This is a genomic window from Roseburia sp. AF20-18LB (assembly GCF_003461185.1).
Taxonomy (GTDB): domain Bacteria; phylum Bacillota; class Clostridia; order Lachnospirales; family Lachnospiraceae; genus Roseburia_C; species Roseburia_C amylophila.
Genome location: NZ_QTWP01000006.1, coordinates 132114 through 158242, shown reverse-complemented (window position 1 = coordinate 158242; position 26129 = coordinate 132114). Strand labels below are relative to the sequence as shown.

General features: G+C 42.4%; 19 protein-coding genes. 17 read left to right on the top strand and 2 right to left on the bottom strand.

The window, feature by feature from the left end; genetic code table 11:
• From DWX65_RS15245 to DWX65_RS11570, 6 genes are all read left to right on the top strand, one after another.
• A partial coding sequence (locus DWX65_RS15245) for a hypothetical protein (RefSeq protein WP_207661134.1) occupies positions 1 to 212 on the top strand: 212 nt, incomplete at its 5' end.
• A gap of 105 nt (positions 213 to 317) precedes the next feature.
• A complete protein-coding gene (locus DWX65_RS11595) occupies positions 318 to 1730 on the top strand; it encodes an aspartate ammonia-lyase (RefSeq protein ID WP_118173481.1) in 1413 nt (470 codons plus the stop codon).
• A gap of 266 nt (positions 1731 to 1996) precedes the next feature.
• Complete coding sequence (locus DWX65_RS11585) at positions 1997 to 3106, top strand: DUF362 domain-containing protein (protein WP_118173480.1); 1110 nt, start codon at positions 1997 to 1999, stop codon at positions 3104 to 3106.
• 539 nt (positions 3107 to 3645) lie between these two features.
• Entirely contained in the window at positions 3646 to 5595 is a 1950-nt protein-coding gene (locus DWX65_RS11580) for a bifunctional metallophosphatase/5'-nucleotidase (RefSeq protein ID WP_118173479.1), read from the top strand.
• Positions 5596 to 5656: 61 nt separating this feature from the next.
• Positions 5657 to 6595, top strand: coding sequence for a phosphoribosylformylglycinamidine cyclo-ligase (gene purM / locus DWX65_RS11575; RefSeq protein WP_117947288.1), 939 nt, complete (start codon positions 5657 to 5659; stop codon positions 6593 to 6595).
• A 21-nt stretch (positions 6596 to 6616) separates the two neighbouring features.
• Positions 6617 to 7348 (top strand): hypothetical protein, encoded by a 732-nt coding sequence (locus DWX65_RS11570; RefSeq protein ID WP_117698888.1) that lies wholly within the window; start codon positions 6617 to 6619, stop codon positions 7346 to 7348.
• Between the two features lie 30 nt (positions 7349 to 7378).
• Here the strand turns inward: DWX65_RS11570 and DWX65_RS11565 are convergent, their stop codons facing one another.
• Positions 7379 to 7969, bottom strand: a complete 591-nt coding sequence (locus DWX65_RS11565; protein ID WP_022242853.1) for a hypothetical protein — start codon at positions 7967 to 7969, stop codon at positions 7379 to 7381.
• Positions 7970 to 8203: 234 nt separating this feature from the next.
• Between DWX65_RS11565 and DWX65_RS11560 the strand changes: the two genes are divergently transcribed.
• From DWX65_RS11560 to DWX65_RS11510, 11 genes are all read left to right on the top strand, one after another.
• Positions 8204 to 8893 (top strand): response regulator transcription factor, encoded by a 690-nt coding sequence (locus DWX65_RS11560; RefSeq protein ID WP_022242854.1) that lies wholly within the window; start codon positions 8204 to 8206, stop codon positions 8891 to 8893.
• 15 nt (positions 8894 to 8908) lie between these two features.
• Entirely contained in the window at positions 8909 to 11293 is a 2385-nt protein-coding gene (locus tag DWX65_RS11555) for a HAMP domain-containing sensor histidine kinase (RefSeq protein WP_117947289.1), read from the top strand.
• Between the two features lie 176 nt (positions 11294 to 11469).
• A complete protein-coding gene (locus tag DWX65_RS11550) occupies positions 11470 to 13755 on the top strand; it encodes a hydratase (protein ID WP_022242856.1) in 2286 nt (761 codons plus the stop codon).
• Positions 13756 to 13781: 26 nt separating this feature from the next.
• Positions 13782 to 15116: an AI-2E family transporter gene (locus DWX65_RS11545; RefSeq protein ID WP_242997863.1), complete on the top strand. Its 1335-nt coding sequence runs from the start codon at positions 13782 to 13784 to the stop codon at positions 15114 to 15116.
• Between the two features lie 344 nt (positions 15117 to 15460).
• Positions 15461 to 17905 (top strand): tetratricopeptide repeat protein, encoded by a 2445-nt coding sequence (locus DWX65_RS11540; RefSeq protein WP_117947291.1) that lies wholly within the window; start codon positions 15461 to 15463, stop codon positions 17903 to 17905.
• 27 nt (positions 17906 to 17932) lie between these two features.
• The gene (gene glgB / locus DWX65_RS11535; RefSeq protein ID WP_117947292.1) at positions 17933 to 19840 is read left to right on the top strand and encodes a 1,4-alpha-glucan branching protein GlgB; all 1908 of its coding nucleotides are present in this window, start codon (positions 17933 to 17935) and stop codon (positions 19838 to 19840) included.
• A 246-nt stretch (positions 19841 to 20086) separates the two neighbouring features.
• Positions 20087 to 21976 carry an oxidoreductase gene (locus DWX65_RS11530; protein WP_199534948.1) on the top strand — a complete coding sequence of 630 codons (1890 nt, stop codon included), beginning with the start codon at positions 20087 to 20089 and terminating at the stop codon, positions 21974 to 21976.
• Positions 21977 to 22014: 38 nt separating this feature from the next.
• Positions 22015 to 23394, top strand: a complete 1380-nt coding sequence (locus tag DWX65_RS11525) for a PTS transporter subunit EIIC (RefSeq protein ID WP_118088007.1) — start codon at positions 22015 to 22017, stop codon at positions 23392 to 23394.
• Between the two features lie 135 nt (positions 23395 to 23529).
• Positions 23530 to 24387: a MurR/RpiR family transcriptional regulator gene (locus DWX65_RS11520; RefSeq protein ID WP_147326046.1), complete on the top strand. Its 858-nt coding sequence runs from the start codon at positions 23530 to 23532 to the stop codon at positions 24385 to 24387.
• Between the two features lie 88 nt (positions 24388 to 24475).
• The gene (locus tag DWX65_RS11515; RefSeq protein WP_118173478.1) at positions 24476 to 24976 is read left to right on the top strand and encodes a PTS sugar transporter subunit IIA; all 501 of its coding nucleotides are present in this window, start codon (positions 24476 to 24478) and stop codon (positions 24974 to 24976) included.
• 129 nt (positions 24977 to 25105) lie between these two features.
• On the top strand, positions 25106 to 25789 hold the full coding sequence (locus tag DWX65_RS11510; RefSeq protein WP_117947294.1) for a hypothetical protein: 684 nt from the start codon (positions 25106 to 25108) through the stop codon (positions 25787 to 25789).
• 95 nt (positions 25790 to 25884) lie between these two features.
• Here DWX65_RS11510 and DWX65_RS11505 read toward each other — a convergent pair whose 3' ends face one another.
• Positions 25885 to 26127, bottom strand: a complete 243-nt coding sequence (locus DWX65_RS11505) for a hypothetical protein (RefSeq protein ID WP_117947295.1) — start codon at positions 26125 to 26127, stop codon at positions 25885 to 25887.
• Positions 26128 to 26129: the final 2 nt, after the last annotated feature.

The following is a 26129-nucleotide window of genomic DNA, read 5'->3' as shown; positions in this document are numbered from 1 at the left end:
AACTTAAACTTGCAAACTGGAAGCTCGGATTCCAATTCAGCTTGAAAAGACAGACACTTAAGAAAATAAAGAAAACAACAAACAATATTAAAATAATTAATCAAAACTACACTAAAAACAAATATAAAGCATGTTTTGACTTAAAACTATTTACCTTCTGGTCAAAGAGTGCTAGTCTTGGACAGAACCAAAAAACAAAAAATAAAAATTGAAAACAAACCCTTGTGACAATGGCGTCAGGACAGGATAAGACTGTCTTGACGCTATTTGCGTTACTAAGTAGGGTTAAAAAAATAAGAAAGAGAGAGGGAAACATCATGACAGAAGAAATGCGTATGGAATCCGATTCAATTGGAACAATGGAAGTGCCAAAGGAGGCTTATTATGGCGTACAGGCTTTGCGGGCAAAACAGAATTTTCCGATTACAGGACAGAGTCTGCATCCTGCATTTATCCGCAACCTTGCAAAAGTAAAGAAGGCAGCGGCACAGAGTAATCGGAATGCGTTGGCTCTTCCGGCAGATAAGGCAGAAGCAATTATAAGAGCCTGTGATGAAGTGATTCGTGGATGTTTTGCCGATGAATTTATTGTAGATGCTATTCAGGGTGGCGCCGGAACCAGTGCCAATATGAACATGAACGAGGTGCTGGCAAACCGTGCCAATGAATGGATGGGAGGAAGAAAAGGTGATTATAGCCGGATTCACCCGAATGACCATGTGAATATGTCCCAGTCCACCAATGATGTGATTCCAACAGCCGGAAAACTTACGGTGCTGGAACTGTTAAAACCGTTGCTGGCAGAACTGGATGGACTGGAGAGGGAGCTTCGGATTAAAGCAGCAGAATTTGATGGAATCTTAAAAATGGGAAGAACGCAGCTTCAGGATGCAGTGCCGATGCGCCTCGGACAGACCTTTCATGCCTATGCAACCATGGTAAAACGTGATTGTGAGCGGCTGAAAGAAGTAAGATGTGAAATGTTTACTGTAAATCTGGGGGGAACCGCAATTGGAACTGCCATCAATGTTTCTCCGGCATATTTATCTAACGTGGTGCCGACACTGGCAAAGATAACCGGTTATCCACTGAAGCAGGCAGAGGATTTATTTGATGCTACAGAGAATCTGGATGGATTCGTGATGGTATCCGGTGCACTGAAAGCATGCGCCGTAGACCTTTCAAAAATGTGTAATGATTTAAGACTGTTATCCTCTGGACCAAGAACCGGGTTTGGTGAAATTAACCTTCCGGCAAGACAGAATGGTTCTTCTATTATGCCGGGCAAAGTAAATCCGGTTATTCCGGAAGTGGTAAGCCAGGTAGCGTTCCATGTCATTGGAAATGACACAGCAATTACCATGGCGGCAGAGGCAGGACAGATGGAACTGAATGCTTTTGAGCCGGTGGTATTTTACAGCCTTTTTGATTCCATTGACACTTTAAAAGAAGCGGTTGAGACACTGACAAAGAATTGTATACATGGAATCACAGCCAATGAGGCACACTGCCGCAGTCTGGTAGATAAGAGTGTTGGCATTTCCACAGCACTTTGCCCGTATCTTGGATATAAGGAATCTGCCGACATCGCAAAGACAGCACTCCGGGAGAACAAGAGTGTAAGAGAAATCGTTCTGGAACGGAAGCTGATGAGTGAAACGGATTTAGAGCATGTACTGAATCCGGAAATGATGACAGAAGTACATTTTGAACAGAGAAAAGCAATGTAGCCAATATAAAAATAACAGAAGCAGCGTCACGATCGGGGAAAAGCGAAAGTCTTATTCCACGAAACCGGATGCTGCTTTTTTTCTGGTGGAATATATAGAAGAAAATTCAAACCTGCATGCAGATTTGATGAGTGCTGAAATAATTTTAGGAACGCACAAAGATACAAAACAGTCTGCGTTTTATTGAAAAAAGCGGCGGATTATATTATGATATGAAGTATAAAAAGTGTGTAAATAGTAAGTAAAAACAAGTAGGAGGAAAACGTATGGAAGCGTCCAAAGTATACTATACCAGTTTTAAAACCAGCGGCTCAGAAAATTTGTTGCAGAAGCTGCGTCGCCTTTGTATTACAGCTGGAATGAAAAATATTGATTTTGAAGATAAATATGCAGCAATTAAGATTCATTTCGGAGAGTTAGGAAATCTTGCATTTCTGCGTCCGAATTATGCCAAAGTAGTGGTGGATCTTGTAAAAGAATGTGGAGGAAAAGCATTTCTTACGGATTGCAATACCCTTTATGTAGGAAGCAGAAAGAATGCACTGGATCATATGGATACAGCATATGAAAACGGATTTACACCATTTTCCACCGGATGCCATGTGATTATCGCAGATGGGCTGAAAGGAACAGACGAAGCACTGGTTCCGGTAGACGGGGAATATGTGAAGGAAGCCAAAATCGGAAGAGCCGTGATGGATGCAGATGTATTTATTTCCCTGACACATTTTAAAGGACATGAGGGGGCCGGATTTGGCGGTGCTTTAAAAAATATTGGAATGGGCTGTGGTTCCCGTGCCGGAAAAATGGAAATGCATTGCTCCGGCAAACCGGCGGTAGACCAGAGCCTGTGTGTAGGCTGTGGAGCCTGTGTAAGAATCTGTGCCCATGATGCACCACATATCACAGATGGCAAGGCAGGTATTGATGAAAATAAATGTGTGGGCTGTGGCAGATGTATCGGCGTATGCCCAAAAGACGCAGTCAATCCAACCAACTGGGATGCATCCAATCTTTTGAATTACCGGATTGCAGAGTATTCCAAGGCAGTCTGCCAGAACCGCCCGTGTTTCCATATTTCGCTGGTATGTGATGTGTCACCGAACTGCGACTGCCATCCAGAAAATGATATTCCTATCATCCCGGATGTAGGAATGTTTGCATCCTTCGATCCGGTAGCACTGGACATGGCTTGCGCAGATGCCTGCAATAAGCAGCCGATAGTACACGGCAGTGTATTGGAAGAACAGATGCAGCATGTTCATGAGAAAGACCATTTTCATATGGTGCATCCGGATACCAACTGGGAATCCTGTGTAGAGCATGCAGAAAAAATCGGACTTGGAACCCGTAACTACGAGTTAGTCCGTATTTAAACGAATTTCGATACGGAAGAGATTTTATGTATTGTTTTCGTTTTCTGGATTTATCCAACGATTTCCAAAAGCAGAACACAGCTGCTTCTAATTCAGACATTTTTATTTTTCTTATAGCGTCCTGTCTTTCCAATGTTTGATAGTATACTTCCGGCGGTTCGTCTGCATACGGATACCATTTATGCAGTCTGTTAGGGACTCTTAGAATTTCGACAGCAACCGGCAACGCTGGCGCAGGGACGTGCCAGCGAGGCGCAACTGAACATGGATGTGAATTTGCGCCGGTTGCCGCAAAATATAGATTGTATATCGAAATTCTTAGAGTCCCTTGCAGACATAATGTTGGTATCCGTAGCAGACGGACAGTCGGAAGTATCCGGTCAAAGCAACCGGAAAGACAAAACGGCAGAAAGCAAAAATGTCTGAAAGAAGCAGGCGTATTCTGCTTAAAAGAAAATCTAATGGATAAATCCAGAAAACAAAATTACAATACCCTAAAAATTTCTTTCGCATCTAAAATAGAAAAAAAGGAGAACAATATGAGGGGACAAAAAATAAGAGCAAAGCTACAAGCACTATTACTGGCAGCATGCATGGGGGTATGCAGTCTGCAGGTAACAACAGCATCCGCAGCAGAAGAAAAGCCGAAGTCGGTGGATATCGTATTTACCCATGATACCCATTCCCATTTGAACAGCTTCCGTACGGTAGTAGATGGAGAAAATGTGGAAGCAGGCGGATTCGCACGAATCAAAACAGTCATTGATGAGAAGAAGGAAGAAAATCCGGATACGCTGGTGGTAGACGGTGGTGATTTTTCCATGGGAACACTGTTCCAGACAGTTTATGAAGAAGAGGCATCTGAGCTTCGGATGTTAGGCTATCTTGGCTATGATGCAACGACCTTTGGAAACCATGAATTTGATTATCGAAGCAAAGGCTTAGCGCAGATGCTTGATACAGCGGCAGCCAGTGGTGATGTAGTGCCGTCCCTGCTGGTCTGTAATGTTGACTGGTCAGAGATGAATGATGAGAGACAGCTTTTAAAAGATGCCTTTGATCATTATGGTGTAAAGGATTATGAAGTCATCGAGAAGGGCGGTGTAAAAATCGCATTACTTGGAGTATTCGGCAAGGATTCCCTTTCCTGTGCACCAACCTGTGCTCTTGAGTTTAAAGACCCAATCGAGGCGGTGAAGGAGACTGTGGCAACCATAAAGGAAAAAGAAGATGTGGATATGATAGTCTGCCTCTCCCACAGTGGAACCAGTGAAGACCCAAAGAAATCCGAGGATGAACTTCTTGCAAAGGCAGTGCCGGAGCTGGATGTTATCATCAGCGGACATACCCATACCACATTGGAAGAGCCGATTATACAGGGAAATACTGCAATTGTTTCTGCCGGAGAGTATGGAATCAATGTTGGAACCATGCATTTAGCACAGAATAAGGAAGGACGCTGGGAGGTAGAAGATTATAAGCTTATTCCAATCCGGCCGGATATAGAGGCAGATGAAGCAGCCCAGGAGAAGATAGATACTTTCGAAGCCAATATTGATGAAGTATATTTAAAACAGTTTGGATATACTGCATCGGAAGTATTATGTGAGAATGAATATGAATTTGCATCTGTAGATGATTTGTATGAGGAACATACGGAGCACAATCTGGGGGATCTCATGGCGGATGCTTATATTTATGGGGCAACCCATACGAAGGATTATGACGGCGAAGAAATTGATGTGGCAGTCGTTCCAAGCGGAACTGTCCGTGATACCTATGTGCCGGGGGATGTTACGGTAACAGATGTCTTTAACTCCTTTTCCCTTGGAATCGGGGCAGATGGCGTGCCGGGTTACCCGCTGATTAAGGTATACCTGACCGGAAAAGAATTAAAAACGGTAGCAGAGATTGATGCTTCCATTTCCGATTATATGACAACAGCAAGACTTTACTGCTCCGGACTGAATATGACCTATAATCCGAACCGTCTGATACTAAACCGGGTAACAGATGTATATCTGACGAAGGATGATAAGAGAGAAGAAATTGAAGATGACAAATTATACTGCGTCGTAGCTGACCTTTACAGCGGCCAGATGCTTAGTGCAGTAACGGATATGTCATATGGACTGCTTTCCATTGTGCCAAAGAATGCAGATGGAAGTAAAGTAGAAGATTTTGAAGACTGCATTATTTATGATGGTGACCAGGAATTAAAGGCATGGGTATCCATTGCCCGCTATATGGAATCCTTTGAAGAAGGAGAAAATGGTATTGCAGAGATGCCGGAATATTATAACGGACTTCATGACCGCAAGGTGGTAGATGATGATAAGAGCCTTGGCGCAAGACTGAAAAATCCGAATAAATATGCAGCAATGATTGTGGGAGTTGTTCTTGTGGTACTCCTTGTTCTGATTTTCATAATTGTATTGATTGTCAAGGTCATACGCCGCATCCGCAGAAGAAAATTGAAAAAAAGTTAACACATGAGTGGAAGTGTGGTATGCTATAGAACAGATGAAAAAAGTTTGGAGTAGTTAGAGAGTGCGAGATAAGTTTGACTTAAAAGAATTGACAAATGAAATACCTTTGGGAGAGTTCTTAAAATATGATGAGCCGATTCTGGTATCAAGAACTAATGCGGTAAGTGGAAAATTGCTGCTGGCTTCGGAAATGTCGAGATTTAACACGGTAGGTTATGATTGTGCAGCTGTCTGTATCAATGATATGTATGCCATGGGAGCAAAACCGCTTCTTTTTTATGACAATATTTCCTGTGCCCGTCCCAAGTTTGAATATATCCGGGACATGGAAGAGGGTATGGAAAATGGCTGCCGGCAGGGAAATGTGACTTATGCCGGAAGTGAAATTAAGGAGCTTTCCGATATTTTCTCCTATGACCAGTATGATCTGGTTGGCTTTATTGCCGGAGTTGTAGAGAAAAAGAAGAAAATAGGAATAGCACCGGTGAAAGCTGGAGATGTTATTATTGGACTTCCATCCAATGGACTTCATAATAACGGCTATGTGGCAGCCAGGAGAAAATTATATCTGACGAAGACTTCTATGGAAATCTATTATGAATCATTGGGTTCTACGTTAGGAGATCTGCTTCTGGCACCGACCCGTATGTACCGGGATGCCATGGAAGCATTGCTTCAGAGTGAGATAGAAATCAAATCCTGCGTACAGGTGGCTCATGGAGGTATTGATAAGGCAGTACATACTCTGATGCATAATGCTGCCGGTGCAGTGATAAAGCAGCGGGAAGAAGATATTCCACCACTTTACGATATGCTGCATAAAGATGGTAATATCAGCAAAGAGCAGATGAGAAATATTTTTAATATGGGAATTGGAATGCTGATACTGGTGGCAGAAGAAGATACAGACCGGGTGGTAGAACTGTTAGAAGCAGCGGGAGAAGAACCGGTGGAATTAGGTCTTGCAGAGACAGGCTCGGACATTGTACGATATATATAGCCAAGGTGAAGGGAGAATATCATGAGTACACAGGACAAACTGGAGAGGGTATTACGGGATATACATGTATTAATATCCAGAAGTGAACTTTATGACAATACCGGTGAGAAGATTATTGTTGAGAAGAAGAAAATGTTTGAATATCTCAATCATCTGAATGCCTGTATTTACGAGATGATGGATGAATATGAAGTGACGCAGCAGAGCAGGGACAAGGCAGAACGGGAGGCACGCAAAAAAGGCGATGCCATGATTTTTAAAGCAAGCCGGAATGCTGAAGATGTCTATGCAGCCGCTGTGTTGTATACCGATGATGCCCTTCAGCGGGTACAGCATATTATGCAGGATACAACAGATGCCCTTCAGGATATTCTGAAGAAGGCCCAGGATGATATGAAGACCCAGAAGGTGGTTATCCGGGAGAACCAGTCAGAGCTTAAGAGCCAGCTTCAGGATATGGTAGATACCGAAAAGTATCTGAAATTAATCGAAGAACGTAACCACGAACTGGAAAAGGAACGTGAAAAAGAGAAGAAAGAGCCGAGGGAAGAAAAGAAATCCTCATATCAGGCAATCAAGCCGGAAATCCGGATTAATCCGGAATACTTTAAGAAAGCCGGAATTCCTTTAGAGGATGAAGAACCGGAGGAAGATGCGGCCGAAGGAAAGAAAGAGATTCCGGAAGTTACGGTGGATCTGGATGCAGAGTACTTCAAGTGGAAAGCAAAAGAAAAAGATAACAAAAAGAAATAGAACTACGTAAACCAAATTGCAGGAAGGACTTTAGAGAAGTTCCTCCCTGCAATTTTTTAATTTGTCATATGTGGCAAGAATATCCACATTTCCTTTTTCCAATTGTTTTTTAATAATCTCAATATAGATGACGCCTTTGTTTATTAATTTTTCATCACCGCTGTTGATGCAGGATTCCAGATAAGCAAAGAGTGGATTCTGAGTTTCGCAGTTGGCGGCAAGTTCAGCGAGTACTTCTTTGCTGGTAGATAACTCTACCAGATTAATTGGCTCGGTCTGGATAATAAACCCGCCGGATAATTCCTCCGAATAGAAGGTATCGTCTTCTTTGGCAGTATGAATAAAAGGAAGCAGGCTGGATTTACGCAGGGTGCTGACCTGATGCAGATTGGCAAGTTCTCGTATCATGCGGTAGAGAATGAAACCGGCAGCAATTCCATAGAGAATGAGAAAATACATCTCACTGGTGAGCACCGCAAGCTTCCGGTAACCGATAATGCCAATGACAATCAGGGCAAGCAGGCAGGCACAGGGGCGGAACCACAGGCTGCTGATTAATGCTTTCCGGAAGGAGGATAAATCTTTTTCCTTTAAAGGAATAAAGGTATAATGCTTCTTCATAAACAATCCTTTCAAAAATAATCAATCATAAAACAGATATTTTCACAACAAAATGCTATGAAAGATACGAATTTAATATAGTATAACACAATTTTAAATGTTTTTTAAGAAAAGTACGCTTTTCCTATTAAGAAAAATCTGATACGCTATAGATAATTATGAGGTAGTTTATGTGTTCGCAGTATGAAGTATTCAAAAATCAGTAAAGATAGAGCATGAGGACAGGAGGACGAAATGAATATACTGGTATGTGATGATGATAAAGAAATTGTAGAAGCAATCGAGATTTACTTGCAACAGGAAGGCTATCATGTCTTGAAAGCATATGATGGAGAACAGGCACTGGATATGCTTAAGAAAAATGAGGTGCATCTTTTGATTATTGATGTCATGATGCCGAAACTGGATGGTATCCGGGCAACTTTAAAGATTCGGGAGGAAAGCAGCATTCCAATTATTATTTTATCAGCAAAATCCGAGGATTCTGATAAAATCTTAGGACTTAACATCGGTGCTGATGATTATGTGACCAAGCCATTTAACCCGCTGGAACTGGTAGCAAGAGTAAAATCACAGCTTCGCCGTTATACCCAGCTTGGCAATGTCAGCGAAAGCAATGAGACAGTATATCAGGTTGGCGGTCTTATGATTAATGATGATTTGAAAGAAGTCACCGTGGATGGTGAATTAGTGAAGCTTACTCCGATTGAATATAATATTCTTCTGCTTCTGGTAAAGAATCAGGGTAAAGTATTTTCTATTGAACAAATTTATGAAAATATCTGGAATGAAGATGCAATTGGTGCAGATAACACCGTTGCTGTTCATATCCGTCATATCCGTGAAAAGATTGAAATTAATCCGAAGGAGCCAAGATACTTAAAAGTAGTATGGGGCGTTGGATATAAAGTTGAGAAGAATTAACGAAGGAAAGCAAATATGAAGAACAGACACTATGGAAATGTATGGAAAAATACCATTATTCTCCTGCAGTTACTGTTTTCTGTCCTGCTGCTGATGTCCGTCTTTATGGTAGCGGCATTAAACGGAAAGCACATGATAGACATGGATAATCTGACGAATCAGAGCTATGTGGATTCCAGTTACTACAGCTATGTCTATGAGCAGAAGGTAACGGAACTGACTAATTTCTTAATGACCCGGAAAAATTTTGAGACCAACGGGGAATACGATTCAGAGAAACCGGTCAATGTTATCAAATACGCAAGAAGCGGCATTATCCGTAACGATACAGAAGAAAGCTATACCATGACACTGGTGAGGAATGGTGCTTCAGCATACTGGATGTATGATGACAGCAGTATCTCCGGCACAGAAGAATATGACGGGGAAAATGACAAGGCACAGTTTGAAAATTATACCTTAAGTGACCTGGTGGCATGGTCGAAGGAAGGATATGTGCAGTATGCCGATAAAATCGAGGAAAAATACCTGCCACAGAGCGGTATTTCCATTGCCCAGGGCATACAGGAGGGCAGGCTTACGGAAGAGGAAGGCCAGGAGCTGTATCAGGCACTGGCAAAGACCTTGGATCGTATCGGCCAGGAAGAAACTGCCTACCGGAAAGCACTGAATGAATTTGATGATTCTGAGACGAATTTATCTTATGTCTTTATTGAAAATGAGCAGGTTATCTACACAAATATGTTAGAGGATACGGAAGAAGATATTACCTCTTATGTATTCGGAGACAAAGCACATAACCTTTTGGATTACGGAAAAGAAAAGGGAAGCTATCTCTACTGTAATGATAAAGATTTGAAATTCCGCAGCAATGTAAAGGGAATGGAAGATTATTATTACAAATACATTGATGGAACCATGTCCGGCATAGGAAATAATGCAGTCTTTCTGGTGGCAGTAGATACCACATTCCCAAATGAAGATGGATTTACAATAGCAAAATCGGAATTTATGACGCTGCATCCCTGGGGCATGATTTCGATTGTAACCATTGTGGTAAGTCTTTTGGGCTGGATTGTAACACTGGTTTATCTGACTCTTGCAGCAGGACGTAATCATAAGGATGATAAGATTCATTTAAACTGGATTGACCATATTAAGACGGAATTTTTCTTTTTGATATTTATTGTATTTTCTGTGCTGATATTGGTTTTAAGCTTTTCTGCGGCATCCTATGAGTGGGATATTCCGGGAATGCTTGTGGTAGTAGGAGTGATTTCCTTTATCTATGACGGCGTGTTCCAGATTTTCTATACCAGTGTTATAAGGCGTATGAAAGCCGGCGTGTTCTGGGAATACAGCTTTACCAACTGGGTATATGTCAGCACTTTGCGAGTACTTGGAACATGGAAAGCATCGGTGCGTGTCATTGTTACCTTTGTATTTAATGCGTTGTTATTTTTGTTTTTGGCGTATCAGTTCTTTACAAGAAGACATTTGTTAGGTGGAATTCTTCTGGCACTTCAGATTATTGTTATCGGTGTAATCTATCTCCGGGATGTAGTACAGAAGCAGGAAATCATGAAGGGAATCAGACAGATTACGGAAGGAGATTTATCCTATAAGATTCCGTTAGAGAATCTTCACAGCGACAGCAAAAAGCTGGCAGAGGCAGTAAACAGCATTGGAGACAGCCTGCATCTTGTGGTGGAAGAGAATACCAAAAACGAGCGTATGAAGGCAGACTTAATCACCAATGTATCCCATGATATCAAGACACCGCTGACTTCTATTTTGAATTATGTAAACCTCATGAAAATGGAGAAGCCGGAAAGTGAGCGGATGCAGAATTATCTGAATGTACTGGAAGAAAAATCCCAGCGGTTAAGGCAGCTTACAGAAGATCTGGTAGAGGCATCGCGAATCAGCTCTGGAAATATAACACTTCAGATGACAAGAATTAATTTTGTGGAACTGATTTACCAGACTGCAGGTGAATTTAATGAGAAGTTTGAAACGAAGGACTTGACTACGATTACAAAGCTGCCGAAGGAATCCGTTGTCATTATGGCGGACGGCAGACGAATCTGGCGCGTGGTAGAGAATCTTTATAACAACGTGGCAAAATATGCCATGGCACACACCAGAGTCTATGTGACCATGGAGACATCAGAGCAGAAGGTAATCTTCTCTATTAAAAATATTTCCGAGCAGCCACTGCATGGAAGTGCGGCAGAGCTGACGGAGCGTTTTGCAAGAGGAGACGAATCCAGAACCACGGAAGGAAGCGGACTGGGACTTTCCATTGCCCAGAATCTTACCACGATTATGGGCGGAACCTTTGAAGTAACTCTGGACGGTGATTTATTCTCTGTTACCATTACCTTTCCACTGGCATAATAAGGAACCTTGCAAACCGTGGGGAATCCTTGAAAAGGGTTGATTTTTAACAGACGTTTCTTTATAATAACGAATTAGAAAAAGAGTATCGGCGGTGGCTTTTTCCCCGCCGATTTCTTCCTATATAGGAAGAGGTATAAAATAGTAATCAGTTCAGAAAACAGGAGGAAACATTCATGAAGTTACATGAGACAGGGGCATATCTCGTAAACGGATGTACCGTAGTAGAAGACAATAGCGAAGCATCCGCAGCTATTGCATCCATGACAGGCACTGCGGTAAGCAAAGAAGAAGCAGCAAAAAATACCATTGCATACGGTATTTTAAAGGACCACAACACATCTGGCAGCATGGAGAAGCTGAAAATCAAATTTGATAAGCTGACTTCCCATGACATTACATATGTTGGAATTATCCAGACAGCCAGAGCATCCGGACTGGAAAAGTTTCCAATTCCTTATGTACTGACCAACTGTCATAACAGCCTTTGTGCAGTAGGTGGAACCATCAACGAAGATGACCACATGTTTGGACTGACCTGTGCAAAGAAATACGGCGGAATCTATGTACCACCTCATCAGGCAGTTATTCACCAGTTTGCCCGTGAAATGCTTGCAGGCGGCGGAAAAATGATTCTTGGTTCTGATTCCCATACCCGTTACGGAGCACTGGGAACCATGGCAATGGGCGAAGGTGGACCGGAGCTTGTAAAACAGCTTTTAGAGCAGACTTATGATATCAATATGCCGGGCGTTGTAGCCGTATATTTAACCGGAGAACCGGTAAAAGGCGTTGGGCCGCAGGATATCGCACTGGCAATCATCGGTGAAGTATTTGCCAATGGCTATGTAAAGAATAAAGTAATGGAATTCGTAGGACCTGGTGTTGCAAACTTAAGCGTAGATTACCGTATCGGCGTAGACGTAATGACCACAGAGACTACCTGTCTTTCCTCTATCTGGGCAACTGATGAGAAAGTGAAAGAATTCTATGACATTCACGGAAGAGTAGAAGAATACAAAGAATTAAATCCGGGACAGGTTGCTTACTATGATGGCATGATTGAAATTGACTTAAGCACCATCCGTCCAATGATTGCAATGCCATTCCACCCAAGCAATACCTATACCATTGAAGAACTGAATGCAAACCTTATGGACATCTTGGATGACTGCGAGAAGAAAGCACAGGTAAGCTTCAATGGAGCAGTAGACTTAAATCTTAAGGATAAAGTCCGCAATGGAAAACTATATGTAGACCAGGGAATCATCGCAGGCTGTGCCGGTGGTGGATTTGAAAATATCTGTGATGCAGCAGACATCTTAGCGGGAAGCAGCATCGGACCGGATGAATTTACCCTAAGCGTATATCCGGCAAGTACCCCGATTTACATGGAACTGGTGAAAAACGGAGCTGTAGCGAAATTAATGGAGACAGGAGCAATCGTTAAGACTGCATTCTGCGGACCATGTTTCGGCGCAGGAGATACACCTGCTAACAATGCATTCTCCATCCGTCACTCTACCAGAAACTTCCCGAATCGTGAAGGTTCCAAGGTACAGAACGGCCAGATTGCATCCGTAGCATTGATGGATGCCCGTTCTATTGCAGCAACCGCAGCAAACAAGGGATATTTAACCGCAGCAACTGATGTGGATGTAAACTTCAGCAAGCCGAAATATTTCTTTGATAAGACCATATATGAGAACCGTGTCTTTGACAGCCATGGTGTAGCAGATCCATCTGTAGAAATCCAGATGGGACCAAACATCAAAGACTGGCCAAAGATGGTAGCATTAACCGATAACCTCATCTTAAAGGTAGTATCCGAGATTCATGATCCGGTAACTACAACCGATGAGCTGATTCCTTCCGGAGAGACATCTTCTTACCGTTCTAACCCGCTGGGACTGGCAGAGTTCACACTTTCCAGAAAAGACCCTGCATACGTTGGACGTGCGAAAGAAGTACAGAAGGCAGAAGCGGCAAGAGAAGCAGGCGAAGAGCCATACGCAGTGCTGCCGGAATTAAAGGCAGCTGTAGATGCAATCCGTACACAGTTCCCGGATATCAATGAAGAGAATACCGGAATCGGAAGTACCATTTTTGCAGTAAAACCAGGCGACGGTTCTGCCCGTGAGCAGGCAGCATCCTGCCAGAAAGTATTAGGCGGCTGGGCAAACATTGCCAACGAATATGCAACCAAGCGTTATCGTTCCAACCTGATTAACTGGGGTATGCTTCCATTTATCATCAAAGAAGGAGAACTGCCATTTGCCAACGGAGACTATCTCTTTGTACCGGAAATCCGCAAAGCAGTAGAAGAGAAAGCTCCGGAAGTAAAAGCGTATGCCGTAAAAGACGGACAGTTAACCGAGTTCTCATTAACCTTGGGTGACCTTACTGACGAGGAGAGAGAGATTATCCGTAAAGGATGCCTCATTAACTATAACCGGAAATAAAATTCCGGAAAAAGAAGGAGAACGGAATGGAAGAAGATAAGAAAAAGAGCGGGAAAACAGAACATGGGATGCGCTGGTACATCAGCCTTGCAGTGCTGGTATTTGTACTGTTCTGCTGCTGCACAATGTTTTTCTTTATGATATACCGGTACAATGGTGTCTCAAAGGGCTGGGACACTATAATGAGGGTATTACAGCCGATTACCTTCGGACTTGTGATTGCATACCTCATTAATCCAATTATGAAATTCTTTGAAAAGCATTTGCTGCATTTCTTAGAACCAAGAGTGCAGAAAGAGAAGAAGTGCAGGAAGATTGCAAGGAGTATTGCAACCGGTGGAGCGGTAGTTGTCTTTGTATTAATTGTAATCCTGCTGTTTGCCATGATGATTCCGCAGTTAATCAGCAGTATTTCTGGAATGGTAAATTCCCTGCCAAAGCAGGTGGATTCATTTATTGACTGGTTCAATGGACTGACAAATTCAGATAATGAAATCATACAGTCCTTAGAAACGAACATGATGGATATGGTAACGTACCTTGAAAACTGGGTAAAGGAGTCTTTCCTGCCAAACATCCAGACCTACATTACATCCATTACCAGTGGTGTAATCAATATGGTTAAGGTGCTGATGAATGCAATCATCGGACTTATCGTATCCGTTTATGTGCTGATGACGAAGGAGAAATTTATCGGTCAGTCCAAAAAGATTGTATATGCCATTTTCAAACCGGTGCGGGGCAATGTAATTATTGACACATTCCGGAAGAGCAATGAAATATTCGGTGGATTTATTTCCGGTAAATTATTGGATTCCGCCATTATCGGCGTATTATGTTATATCTGTCTTCTGATTATGAAGATGCCATATACCCTGCTGGTTTCCGTATTCGTGGGATTGACCAACATTATTCCGTTTTTTGGCCCTTTTATCGGAGCAATACCGAGCGTTATTATCATCGCACTGGCAGATCCGATTAAGGGAATCTATTTCCTGATATTTATATTTATTTTGCAGCAGGTAGATGGAAATATTATCGGACCGAAGATTTTAGGAGATTCCACCGGACTGAATTCCTTCTGGGTGGTATTTGCCATCATGGTAGGCGGCGGACTCTTTGGAATCGGCGGAATGATACTGGGCGTTCCGACCTTTGCGGTCATCTATTATATTATCGATAAGACCGTGGATTATTGTCTGCGGAAACGAAAACTGCCGGAGGATACGGATGAGTATATCCGCCTGGAAAAAGTCGATGAAAAGACCAATGAAATCGTACATCTGGAGGGGCCGGTAGAGGAAGCCTCTGAGAAAAAGGAACTTCATATTCCATCCTTAAAGAAAAAAGAGAAAAAGTAAATTCTGGTAAGGAAATAAATAATCCGGAGAATCATAGCAGATAAAATGTTATGATTCTTCGGATTTTTTACTTTATAGGAAATTGCTTTCCTGTAAAGTAAAAAACGCTCCGCAAGGCTGAGCACTGCGGCGTATAAGGTAGATGTCGCAAGCGACCGCCGCAGGCGCGAGAATGTGCAAGGCACATTCTTTTTTAAACATGAAAAAGTCCGTCGTGCCGGTTCGATTATTTTTGACAGAAGGCACCCCTTATGGTACACTTAAAACAATAATTGGGGTCAGTATACCCTGACGAAAAAAGATGAATTTAAGTTTACTTGAAATAGATATTGAGGTGACATATTTTGGATAAATATGAATACAAATTAAAACTAGATGAAATAAAAAATCTGATGGCGAAGAAGCAGTATACAGAAGCTGCTGAAATTGCTGACAGTATCAACTGGCGAAAGGTCCGTAATGTCAACGCACTGATGAAAGCCGGAGATATTTATGCACAGATTGGTCGTTATGATGAAGCAAAAGAGATCCTTCTGATGGCATATGACCGTTCTCCTATCGGACGAATGATTATCTATAAGCTGGCAGAGATTGCCATTAAAACCAAGGAATTTGATGAAGCACAGGAATATTATGATGAGTTTGTAGAGATTGCACCCCATGATAATTTGAAATATATTCTCCGTTATGAGATGAATAAAGCAAAGGGTGCAGGACTGGATGTTTTAATTCAGATTCTCGAAGAATTAAAGGAACAGGAATATACCGAGAAATGGGCATTTGAATTGGCATATTTATATCATCAGGCGGGACGCAGCGAAGAATGTATCAATGCCTGTGATGAACTGATTCTCTGGTTTGGCGATGGTCCATATGTAGAGAAAGCACTGGAATTAAAGATGCTTTATCAGCCATTAAACCGGGCACAGGAGGACAAGTACCGCCAGTTTAAACAGCGTAAGGACGGAATCGTGGAAGTGCGGCCGGAGGATTATCTGGAATCCGGTGAGATTATCAAGGAGCCAGTACAGATTAAACCGGTAACCACCAATGCAGAGAAGTTTAATACGGTAAACCTGCAGGAAGAATTAGCCCGCAGCATGCAGCAGATTATGAATGCCACAGAGAAGGAAGAAGTGGCAGATACCATGCAGGGCATCAAGAAAATTGTAGAAGAGATTCCTTATTTACAGCTCCCACAGGATGAAGAAGCACAGAAAGAGCGTTTTGCGGATATCCCAACCGATGAAGAAATCGATGGCTCCCTGAAAATTAATTTCCAGGAGATGTTAGGCGAAGATTATGATGGTCAGATGCGTATGGTAGTCCCGGAGAAGAGTGCATTAGAAGCACAGATTACCGGACAGATGAGCATACAGGATATTTTAGAGGAGTGGGAGAAGACCAAGCGTGCCGCAGAGAAAGCATTACAGGAAGCGGAGCAGCAGAAGTTAGAATCTGCCAAGGCAAAGGCATTAGCAGAAGCCGGAGATATCATGGAACGTCTTGCAGATGTAATTCCGCAGCTGGATGCAGGACTTACCTCCAAAGAATTATTAGAAAAAGAATACTTAGGCAAGCTGCCGGAGGAAGAAGCCGGACAGCTTGTTGCCAATATGAATGATATTTTGCAGCAGCAGATTGATTCTATCAGCCAGGCAAATGCGAAAATCGATGAATTCCTAGCTGCCGGTGTACCGGGACAAAACGGAGAGCTGGCTGTAGATGCAGCAGATGCGATGGAGATTCCGGAAGGAGAAGGTATTGCAGTTGCCGATGAAGAAGAACCGGCTGGCACAGAAGAAATGACAGAACTTTCTCCGGAAGAAGAACTCCCAGAGATTGCACTGCCGGACGATATAGCAGAAGAAGTGGCAGCAACAGAAGCAGAGGAAGTATCCGATGCTGCAGAAGAAGTCTTACCGAATATACAGTTAGAACCGGAAGCTGAGACAGAGGATGCAAAGCCGGAGGAGAAACTTCCGGAGATTGCAGAGCCGGATTTAGATGAGGATAACATCGGAGAGAGAAAACCGATTACCCATCTTTCCAAGGAACAGAAAGCTATCTTTACTTATTTTGTTCCGGTATCCGGAATGGAGCCGCAGATTTGTCAGGCAATGGAAGGATCCATTGAACATTTAGAAAAGGGAATTAAAGGTGGCAACATCCTGATTCAGGGAGCAAGAGGAAGCGGTAAGACCGTACTTGCCACCGCACTGGTGAAGGCAATCCAGAATGAAATCGGAAAGCCGGGCAAGCGTGTCGGAAAGATAGATGCCGTTTCATTAAATCAGAAAAATATCCCGGAGCTTTTAAAGAAAGTTGCCGGTGGATGTCTTATTATAGAAAAAATCGGAGGAATCAGCCGGGAGACAGCTGTGAAATTATCACTGGCATTAGAAGCGGATGACACCGGAATCCTTGTAATCGCGGAAGATACCAGAGAGGGTATCACCAAAGCAATGGGACGGGATGAATCTTTTGCAAAAAGATTTACCGAGAAGATTACACTTCCGATATTTACCAGTGATGAGCTGGTATCCTTTGCAAAATCGTATGCCCACGAACTGACCTATGAAATAGATGAGATGGCAGTTCTTGCTCTATACAACAGAATTAGTAACATTCAACGCTTAGACAGAGCGACCACACTGACCGAGGTGAAAGAAATCGTGGACGAAGCAATTGCCAATTCCGAGAAATTCAGCATTAAGAAGGTATTTTTCTCAAAGAAATACAAAGATGATGATTATGTCATCCTTCATGAAAAGGATTTCGAAGAATAGGAAAGAAAGAAATGAGGTGTAGTATAAATGGGGAACTTCACAGAACTGGATATGTATTTATTTGGCCAGGCAACACACTATGACATTTATAAGAAACTGGGAGCTCATCCGGCAGAGATAAGGAAGAAAAAGGGGATTCTTTTCGATGTCTGGGCACCACATGCTGCAGAAGTCTATGTCATTGGAACTTTTAATGACTGGGATGAGACAGCAAATCCGATGCGGCGGTTAGAGCCGTCAGGAATTGGAATTTATGAAACATTTATTCCAAAGGCAAAATTAGGAGACCTATACAAATATCTGATTATCACACCAGATGGACGGAAATTGTATAAAGCCGATCCATACGCCAATTATGCAGAGGTACGCCCGGGAACAGCTTCCCGTATTGCTGATATTGAGCATTTCAAATGGACAGATGATAAGTGGATGGACAAACGGAAACAGACAGAAGATGTCTATGCAGAGCCGATGGCAATTTACGAGGTACATCTGGGTTCCTGGATGCGCCATCCGGGAAGAGAAGATGAGGGATTCTATTCCTACCGTGAAATGGCAGAAGCACTGACAAAATATGTTAAAGGCATGGGATATTCCCATGTAGAATTAATGGGAATTTCCGAATATCCATACGATGGTTCCTGGGGCTATCAGGTAACCGGCTACTATGCACCAACTTCACGGTATGGAACGCCGGAGGATTTTGTTTATCTGGTAAACTACCTGCATAAGCATGGCATTGGCGTTATCTTAGACTGGGTACCGGCACATTTCCCGAAGGATGCCCACGGACTGGCTGATTTTGACGGCTGCCCGTTATATGAATATTCTGACCCACGGATGGGTGAACATCCGGAGTGGGGTACTAAGATTTTTGATTATGGCAAATCCGAAGTAAAGAACTTCTTAATCGGAAGTGCCTTAATGTGGATTGAACATTATCACATTGACGGACTCCGTGTAGATGCGGTGGCATCCATGTTATATCTTGACTATGGCAAGAAAGACGGACAGTGGATTGCCAATAAATATGGTGAGAACAAGAACTTAGAAGCCATCGAATTCTTCCGCCATATCAATACCTTAATCACCGGAAGAAATCACGGTACTGTCATGATTGCAGAGGAATCTACCGCCTGGCCGATGGTAACCGGACCGGCAGACAAGGGTGGATTGAATTTCACATACAAATGGAATATGGGATGGATGCATGATTTCCTGGATTATATGTCTTTAGACCCGTATTTCCGTAAAAATAATCATCACAAGATGACTTTCGCCATGAGCTATAACAGCTCTGAAAAATACATACTGGTGCTGTCTCATGATGAGGTTGTGCATCTGAAGAAATCCATGTGGGAGAAGATGCCAGGTGATGAGGAAGACAAGTTCCGCAATTTAAAGAGCGCATACTCCTTTATGATGGGACATCCGGGTAAGAAGCTTCTCTTTATGGGACAGGATTTCGGACAGCTTCGTGAATGGAGTGAAGAACGGGAATTAGACTGGTATCTTATGGAAGAACCACGTCACAGACAGATGAATGAATACTTCCGTGAACTGCTCCATATTTACCGCAAATATCCGGCAATGTATGAGCAGGATAGCGACTGGAACGGTTTCGAGTGGATTAATGCAGATGATGCAGACAGAAGCATCTACAGCTTTGTCCGCAAGAGCAAGAATGGCAAGAACTCACTTCTCTTTGTCTGTAACATGACTCCGGTAGCCAGAGATGATTACCGTGTGGGTGTACCGAAGAAAGGCACCTATCACCTTCTGCTGAACAGCAATGAAGAGCGTTTCGGCGGAACAGAAGCAGATAAGAGCAGACCGGCAAGCTATAAGGCGGTGAAGTCGGAATGTGATGGAAGAGAATATTCCATTTCCTATCCGCTGCCACCGTTTGGCGTCGCAGTATTCCGGGTAATGTAGGAAGCAAAGAATAATAAGAAAACAAAGCAGCACGTTAGCCAGGTTGGTTAACGTGCTTTTTTGACTTAAAAAACAAAAAAAACAAAAAGTGAAGCCCTAAATTATAAAAAGATAATAAATTTCATAAATAAATGATGAAAAATAGAGATTGTGAAAAATATTTTCCAGTTGTTTTCAGTGGCTTGTTTCTGCGGTTTAAGTGCCTTAAGATGAAGGTAAATAAAATACAGCAGAAAGGAGAAGAACGTGTATAATCATTTATTTCAGCCAATTTCTATTAATGGAATGATATTAAAAAATAGAATTGTGGCAACACCGACAGGTGATGATTTTGAAGAAAAAGCATTGGGCGGTGCAGCACTTGTAATTGCGGGACATGCAATAGTAGAACCGGGACGTTCCAGTTTTGCAAGTCCGGAAGAACCGTATCCATTTGCCAAGTATGAAAGAGAAGCCACCAGAAAGAAAGTGTTGAAGATTCACAAAGGCGGAGCGAAAGCTTCTATCGAAATCTTTCACGCAGGACAGGATGCAAGAACGGTGGATTATGCGAAAGGACCGTCTGGATTTATCCGCCCGGATGGAGTGGAAGTAAAGGAAATGGATGAAGCGTTGATGGAAGAAACGTTGCAGTGGTATGCCGAGACCGCAGCAAGTGCAAGAAAAATTGGTTTCGATTCCATTTTTCTTCACTTCGGACATGGCTGGCTTCCGGCACAGTTCCTTTCCCCACATTACAATCACCGGACAGATTCCTACGGCGGAAGCATCGAAAACCGCAGCCGTTTTCCACTTCGGATATTAGAAACCGTCCGGAAAGCAGTTGGAAAAGATTATCCGATTGATATGCGTGTCAGTGCCTATGAATGGATTGAAGATTCCATAAGCTTTGAGGATGTGATGTACTTCCTGAAGCAGGCAGAGCAGTATGTGGATACCGTTCAGATTTCATCTGGAATTGATAAAGTGTTTGAAGCAAATGTGCATTGCATCACAACCAATCTGGAAGAAGAAATGCCGAATCTCAAATGGGCAAAAATTGCAAAACAGGAGCTTAAGATTCCGGTTTCTGTGGTCAGCGCCGTTATGACGCCGGAAATGGCAGATGAAATTATTGCAAAGGGTTATGTGGATATGGTGGCATTTGGAAGAACACTTCTGGCTGATCCATACTGGCCGAAGAAAGCATTGGAGGGGCATCCGGAAGACATTGTTCCGTGTCTCAGATGCTCCAACTGTTATCACATTTCCACAGACCACTGGAATGTAGGCTGCTCCGTAAATCCAAGATATCACAATGAGGAATTTGTTCCATCGGGACTGGATTTGCCGGAAGTAAAAGAGAAAAAGCATGTGGTAATCGTTGGCGGAGGACCGGCAGGCATGAAAGCTGCTATGACAGCATATGACCGGGGACATCAGGTTACATTACTGGAAAAGGAAAGTGAACTGGGCGGCATGCTTCGTTTCATTGAAAAGGAAGCACACAAGGAAGAAATTAAGCGGCTGTTAAATTACTATCGGACTCAGATGGCAAAAAGAAAGATAGAGGTTCGTCTGAACACAGAAGCAACACCGGAGTCTATAAAAGAGCTTCAGCCGGATTCATTGATAGTTGCCCTTGGTGCCGTAGAGAGGATTCTTCCGATTCCGGGAATTGACGGTTCCAAGGTACAGCTTGCAACAAAAGCAATTGCATATCCGGAACAGCTAGGACAGGAGATAGTAATCCTCGGTGGAGGAAGTATTGGATGCGAGATAGGATTGGAACTTGCCGAGCAGGGAAAGAATGTTTCCATTCTGGAACTGACCGATACACTGGCAGCAAATGCCAACTCTTTATACCGGGAAGCATTACGTCAAAAGTTTTTGCAGTATGAGAATCTTCACAGCCTGTTAAAATGCGGTTGCAGCAGAATCGAAGAAGATGTTGTTGTTTATAAGGATGAAAAGGGAGAAGAGAAGAGTATTTCCTATGACAACCTGATTCTTTCTACCGGACTTTCGGCACAGAAAAAGCTTGTAGAAGCATTTTACGGAATTTGTAAAGATACCATAGCAATTGGGGACTGTATCAGTCCATCGAACATTATGAATGCAAATTTTGAAGGGTTTGCAGCAGGATTAAATATATAAGAAAAATGTGAATTACACAAAAGAAAGGGGTAATACGAATGAAAGACTACTCAGAATTAATTCAGGCGGTTATCGCCGGCGTGGGTGGCACAGATAATATTGAAAGTTGTATTCACTGTGCAACAAGACTCCGTTTTACATTAAAGGATGGAGCAAAATTTGATCAGGCTTCCTTAAAGAAAGTAAAAGGTGTACTGGGAACCTTAATCGGCTCCGGATATTATCAGGTATTAATCGGACCAAATGTAGGTGATGTTTATGCACAGCTTGCAGAAGTTCCGGCACTGAAATCCAAATTAAAAGCAGAAAATCCAGCAGAAGCTGTGGATGAAGGGAAGAAGAAAGTCGGACTTTTAGACAGATTTACAAAAATGATGTCCGATGTATATGCACCGTATATTCCGATTCTGGCAACCGGTGGTATCGCATCCGGATTAATTGGATTACTGGCAAACTTTGGCGTAGTAGACAGCACAGGTCTTACTTACCAGACCTTTTATTCTATTTTTTATTCGCTGATTTATTTCTTCCCGATTCTGTTGGCATTTACAGCAGGAAAGCATTTTAAATGTAATCCTTATGTAGCCGTAACACTGGGTGCATCCATTATGTATCCTGGCGTAGCAGACCTTCTGGTAACCGGTGAGAAAGCTTCCTTATTGGGAATTAACTTTACCGCATATAATTTCAGCGGTTCCTTTATCCCGATTTTACTGGCAATATTCTGCATGAGTTATTTTGAAAAATGGCTGAAAAAGATTTTGCCACAGGTAGTGCAGTTTATCCTTGTTCCATTCTTATGTTTGATTGTATTTGTTCCACTTAGCATTCTTGTATTTGGACCGCTGGGCGGACTTGTTGCAAACGGAATTAATGCCGTATACGGTGTAGTAAGCGCAAGCAAGATTCTTGTAGGCATTGTATTTGGTGGATTATTCTCCTTGGTAATCCTTCTTGGTATGCACTGGGCAGTTACTCCGATTCTCCTTGGAATTATGGCAGAGCAGGGCTTTGAGCCGGCGCTGGCAGCAGGTGGAATGGGTAACTACGCAGCACTTGGAATCTGCCTTGCAGTGGCAGTATTTGCAAAAAATGCAGGAGACAAGACAACTGCAGGTTCAGCAGCATTTACCAATGCACTTTGCGGTATTACAGAGCCTGGACTTTACGGTATCATTTTAAGAAGCAAATGGTTGCTTGGAACAATGATTGTTTCCGGTGCAGCAGCAGGATTAGTTCTTGGAATCGGCGGTGTTGCAGCAACAAACTTCTCCTTTTCAGGACTGCTTGCTTTCAGTGGCTGGTTTGGATGTGTCAACTTCCCGATGTACTGCGTAGGAATTATCGTATCCATTGTTTTGGGATTCGGAATTACAGCATTCCTGCTTAAGAGCGGTAAAGTAAAAGAATATGACTAGAATATAATTGATGCGGGGAACCCGCAAAGCATATTCCTGGTAATTTACAATATCTTCCCTTTTTTTCCGGTGGATTCTCTGCTAAAATAAATGTAAAATTATTTGGCAAAGGCTGCCGGAAGAAAGGGAAATGCTATGATTATAGAAAAACTGATGAAGCAGGCAGACTTTACAGATGTTGAAAAAAGTATTGCGGCTTATTTGATGAAAAATGGGTTTGATGTAAAGAATATGTCCATTCAGTCCTTGGCACGTGCGACTTTTTCGTCGCCGTCTACTATTACAAGATTTTGTAGAAAGCTGGGACTGGATGGATATAAAAAATTTCAGATTCTGTTTTATTCAGAATATGAAGCATTTGCAAATCAGGGCGTAGTAGATGCAAACTATCCTTTTTCAGGGAATGACTCTTTTGAACAGATAGCAAGGAAACTTGCAAAATTAAATAAGGAGACTATAAGAAAAACAGTGTCTGGATTTGATTATAACCAGCTGCACCGCATTGTACAGCGGATGAGCAGAGCTGATATGATTAATGTTTTCAGTGTGGGTACATCTGCTACCGTAGCACTGGAATTTCAACAGAAAATGCTGCGTTTTGGTAAAATAGTAAACTTGACGATGAGTTCCTGTTTCCTGCCGGGCTATGCGCTGACAGCAACGGAGCACACCATCAATCTTGCAATTTCCCAGTCCGGCGAAAACCGGGATGTGGTAGAAAGCTTAAAGCTTTTGAAAAAGAATAAACGATACTGCGTAGGAATTACGGCAACTCCGGACAGCTCCGTGGCGAAAATGTGTCAGGAAGTCATTCTGGTGGACATCCAGGAGCAGGGCTCTTATGAAGAGAAAATAGATACGTTTGCGGTATATAGCGCATTCCATTTTATATTGGATTGCATGTTTTCATTTTTGTATCAGCTTGATTATGAAAGCAATGAAAAGGAGACAAAGGAAAAGGCGTATTTCATAAAAGAAAGCAAAGAGCAGTAGAAAGACAAGGATGTTGTCTATAGTTATGTAAACCAACCAGGCTTGGCAGCATAGAAGTGAAAAAAGAAAAGAAAGGCGGGAAATAGAGATGTTTTCCATTTTTAAAAATAAAGAAAATTCTGCAGAAGAGAACCAGACACCGGTTCTGAAAGCATATCTGTCGGGAAAAGTAATTCCGATTGAAGAAGTAAAGGATGAGGTATTTTCCTCAAAGGCGTTAGGTGATGGACTGGCAATTGAGCCGGAAGGAAATATTGTTACCGCTCCATGTGCCGCAACAGTATCCTTATTAATGGATGATTCCAGACATGCGGTTGGATTAACCTTATCAAACGGAGCAGAAGTCCTGATTCATGAAGGAATCGATACCGTAAATATGCAGGGCGATGGTTTCCGCTACTTTGTAAAACAGGGACAGAAAGTAAAAGCGGGAGACAAGCTCTTAGAATTTGACCCGGAGAAAATCAAAGTCCAGGGATATGAGAAAACCTGCATTCTGGTATTTACCAACGGAGATGAGTACCCGGATATGAAGCTTCATACCGGAATGGATGCAGTACAGAGCGAGACTGTAATCGTAGAATTTTAAGATTGGAACTTCCATAAAAAAATAAAAGACACAGAAACTTCACAAATTTCCTTAGGAAAACTAAGGTATAACTAAAGTTCGTTTCCTATACTGTGTACAGAAACAAAGAAGAGCACACAGAAAGGAAGTATGAGTGATGATGATCAGAATGACTGCACCTGGAATGTGATTTTATACCAGAGCATGTCCGGTGATTCTGAAGTAGGTAACAGCACTTTTGAAATGCAGGGCGGCAGCCTTACCGCAAAAAATGGCGGTATGTTCTATACTACCAATACAGAATCTACCATTACACTTTCCGATGTGGATATCACTTATGCATTGGACAATGATTTCTTCTTAAGATGTACCGGAAATAATAACCAGCGTGGCTGGGGAGAAAGCGGTGCAAACGGAGCGGACTGTCTCTTTACTGCCAGCAGCCAGGAAATGGAAGGCGATATCATCTGGGACAGCATCAGCCAGCTTGATTTCTATATGATGGATAATAGTACCTTAACCGGCGCAATTATAGATGATGGGACCTATGCCGGAAATGGCGGCGACGGTTATTGTACTCTTTTCATTGAAAAAGGAAGCACCTGGATTGTAACCGGTGACAGTACATTGACCACCCTTTCCAATGCAGGAACAATTGTAGATGAAGATGGAAATACCGTCACCATTCGGGGTGAGGACGGAACCGTATATGTAAAAGGAACCAGTTCCTATACCATCACAGTAGAAAATTACAATGACAGCGCAGACATGTCCGGAGCAGGCACACTTGCTAACTGGTCTGACCATGAAGTGACAAGGCCAGAAGAGTTGTAAATCAAAAGTAATTTATAGAAAAATAGTAATAAAAAAATATATAAAACCAGATAGTTCTTTCATAAGAAATGGCTATCTGGTTTTCTCCAATGTCATTAAGTTAAGAATTTGACAGCACAAATTAAAAGACAGCTCCCTTTCAAATTAAAACGGAAAAGTGGCTGTCTTTTTTTATTAAATCTTTTACCAGTTTTATAGTACTTGTTGATATATTCTTCCAATGCTTTCTCTACTGTAGCCGTCTTTGAAAGTTTGGTATCAGCAATGAATTTCTCCAGCTTATCTGATACCGACTTATCAATCTTACAGTTCAGGTTCTTGTATGCTTTATTTGCCATAA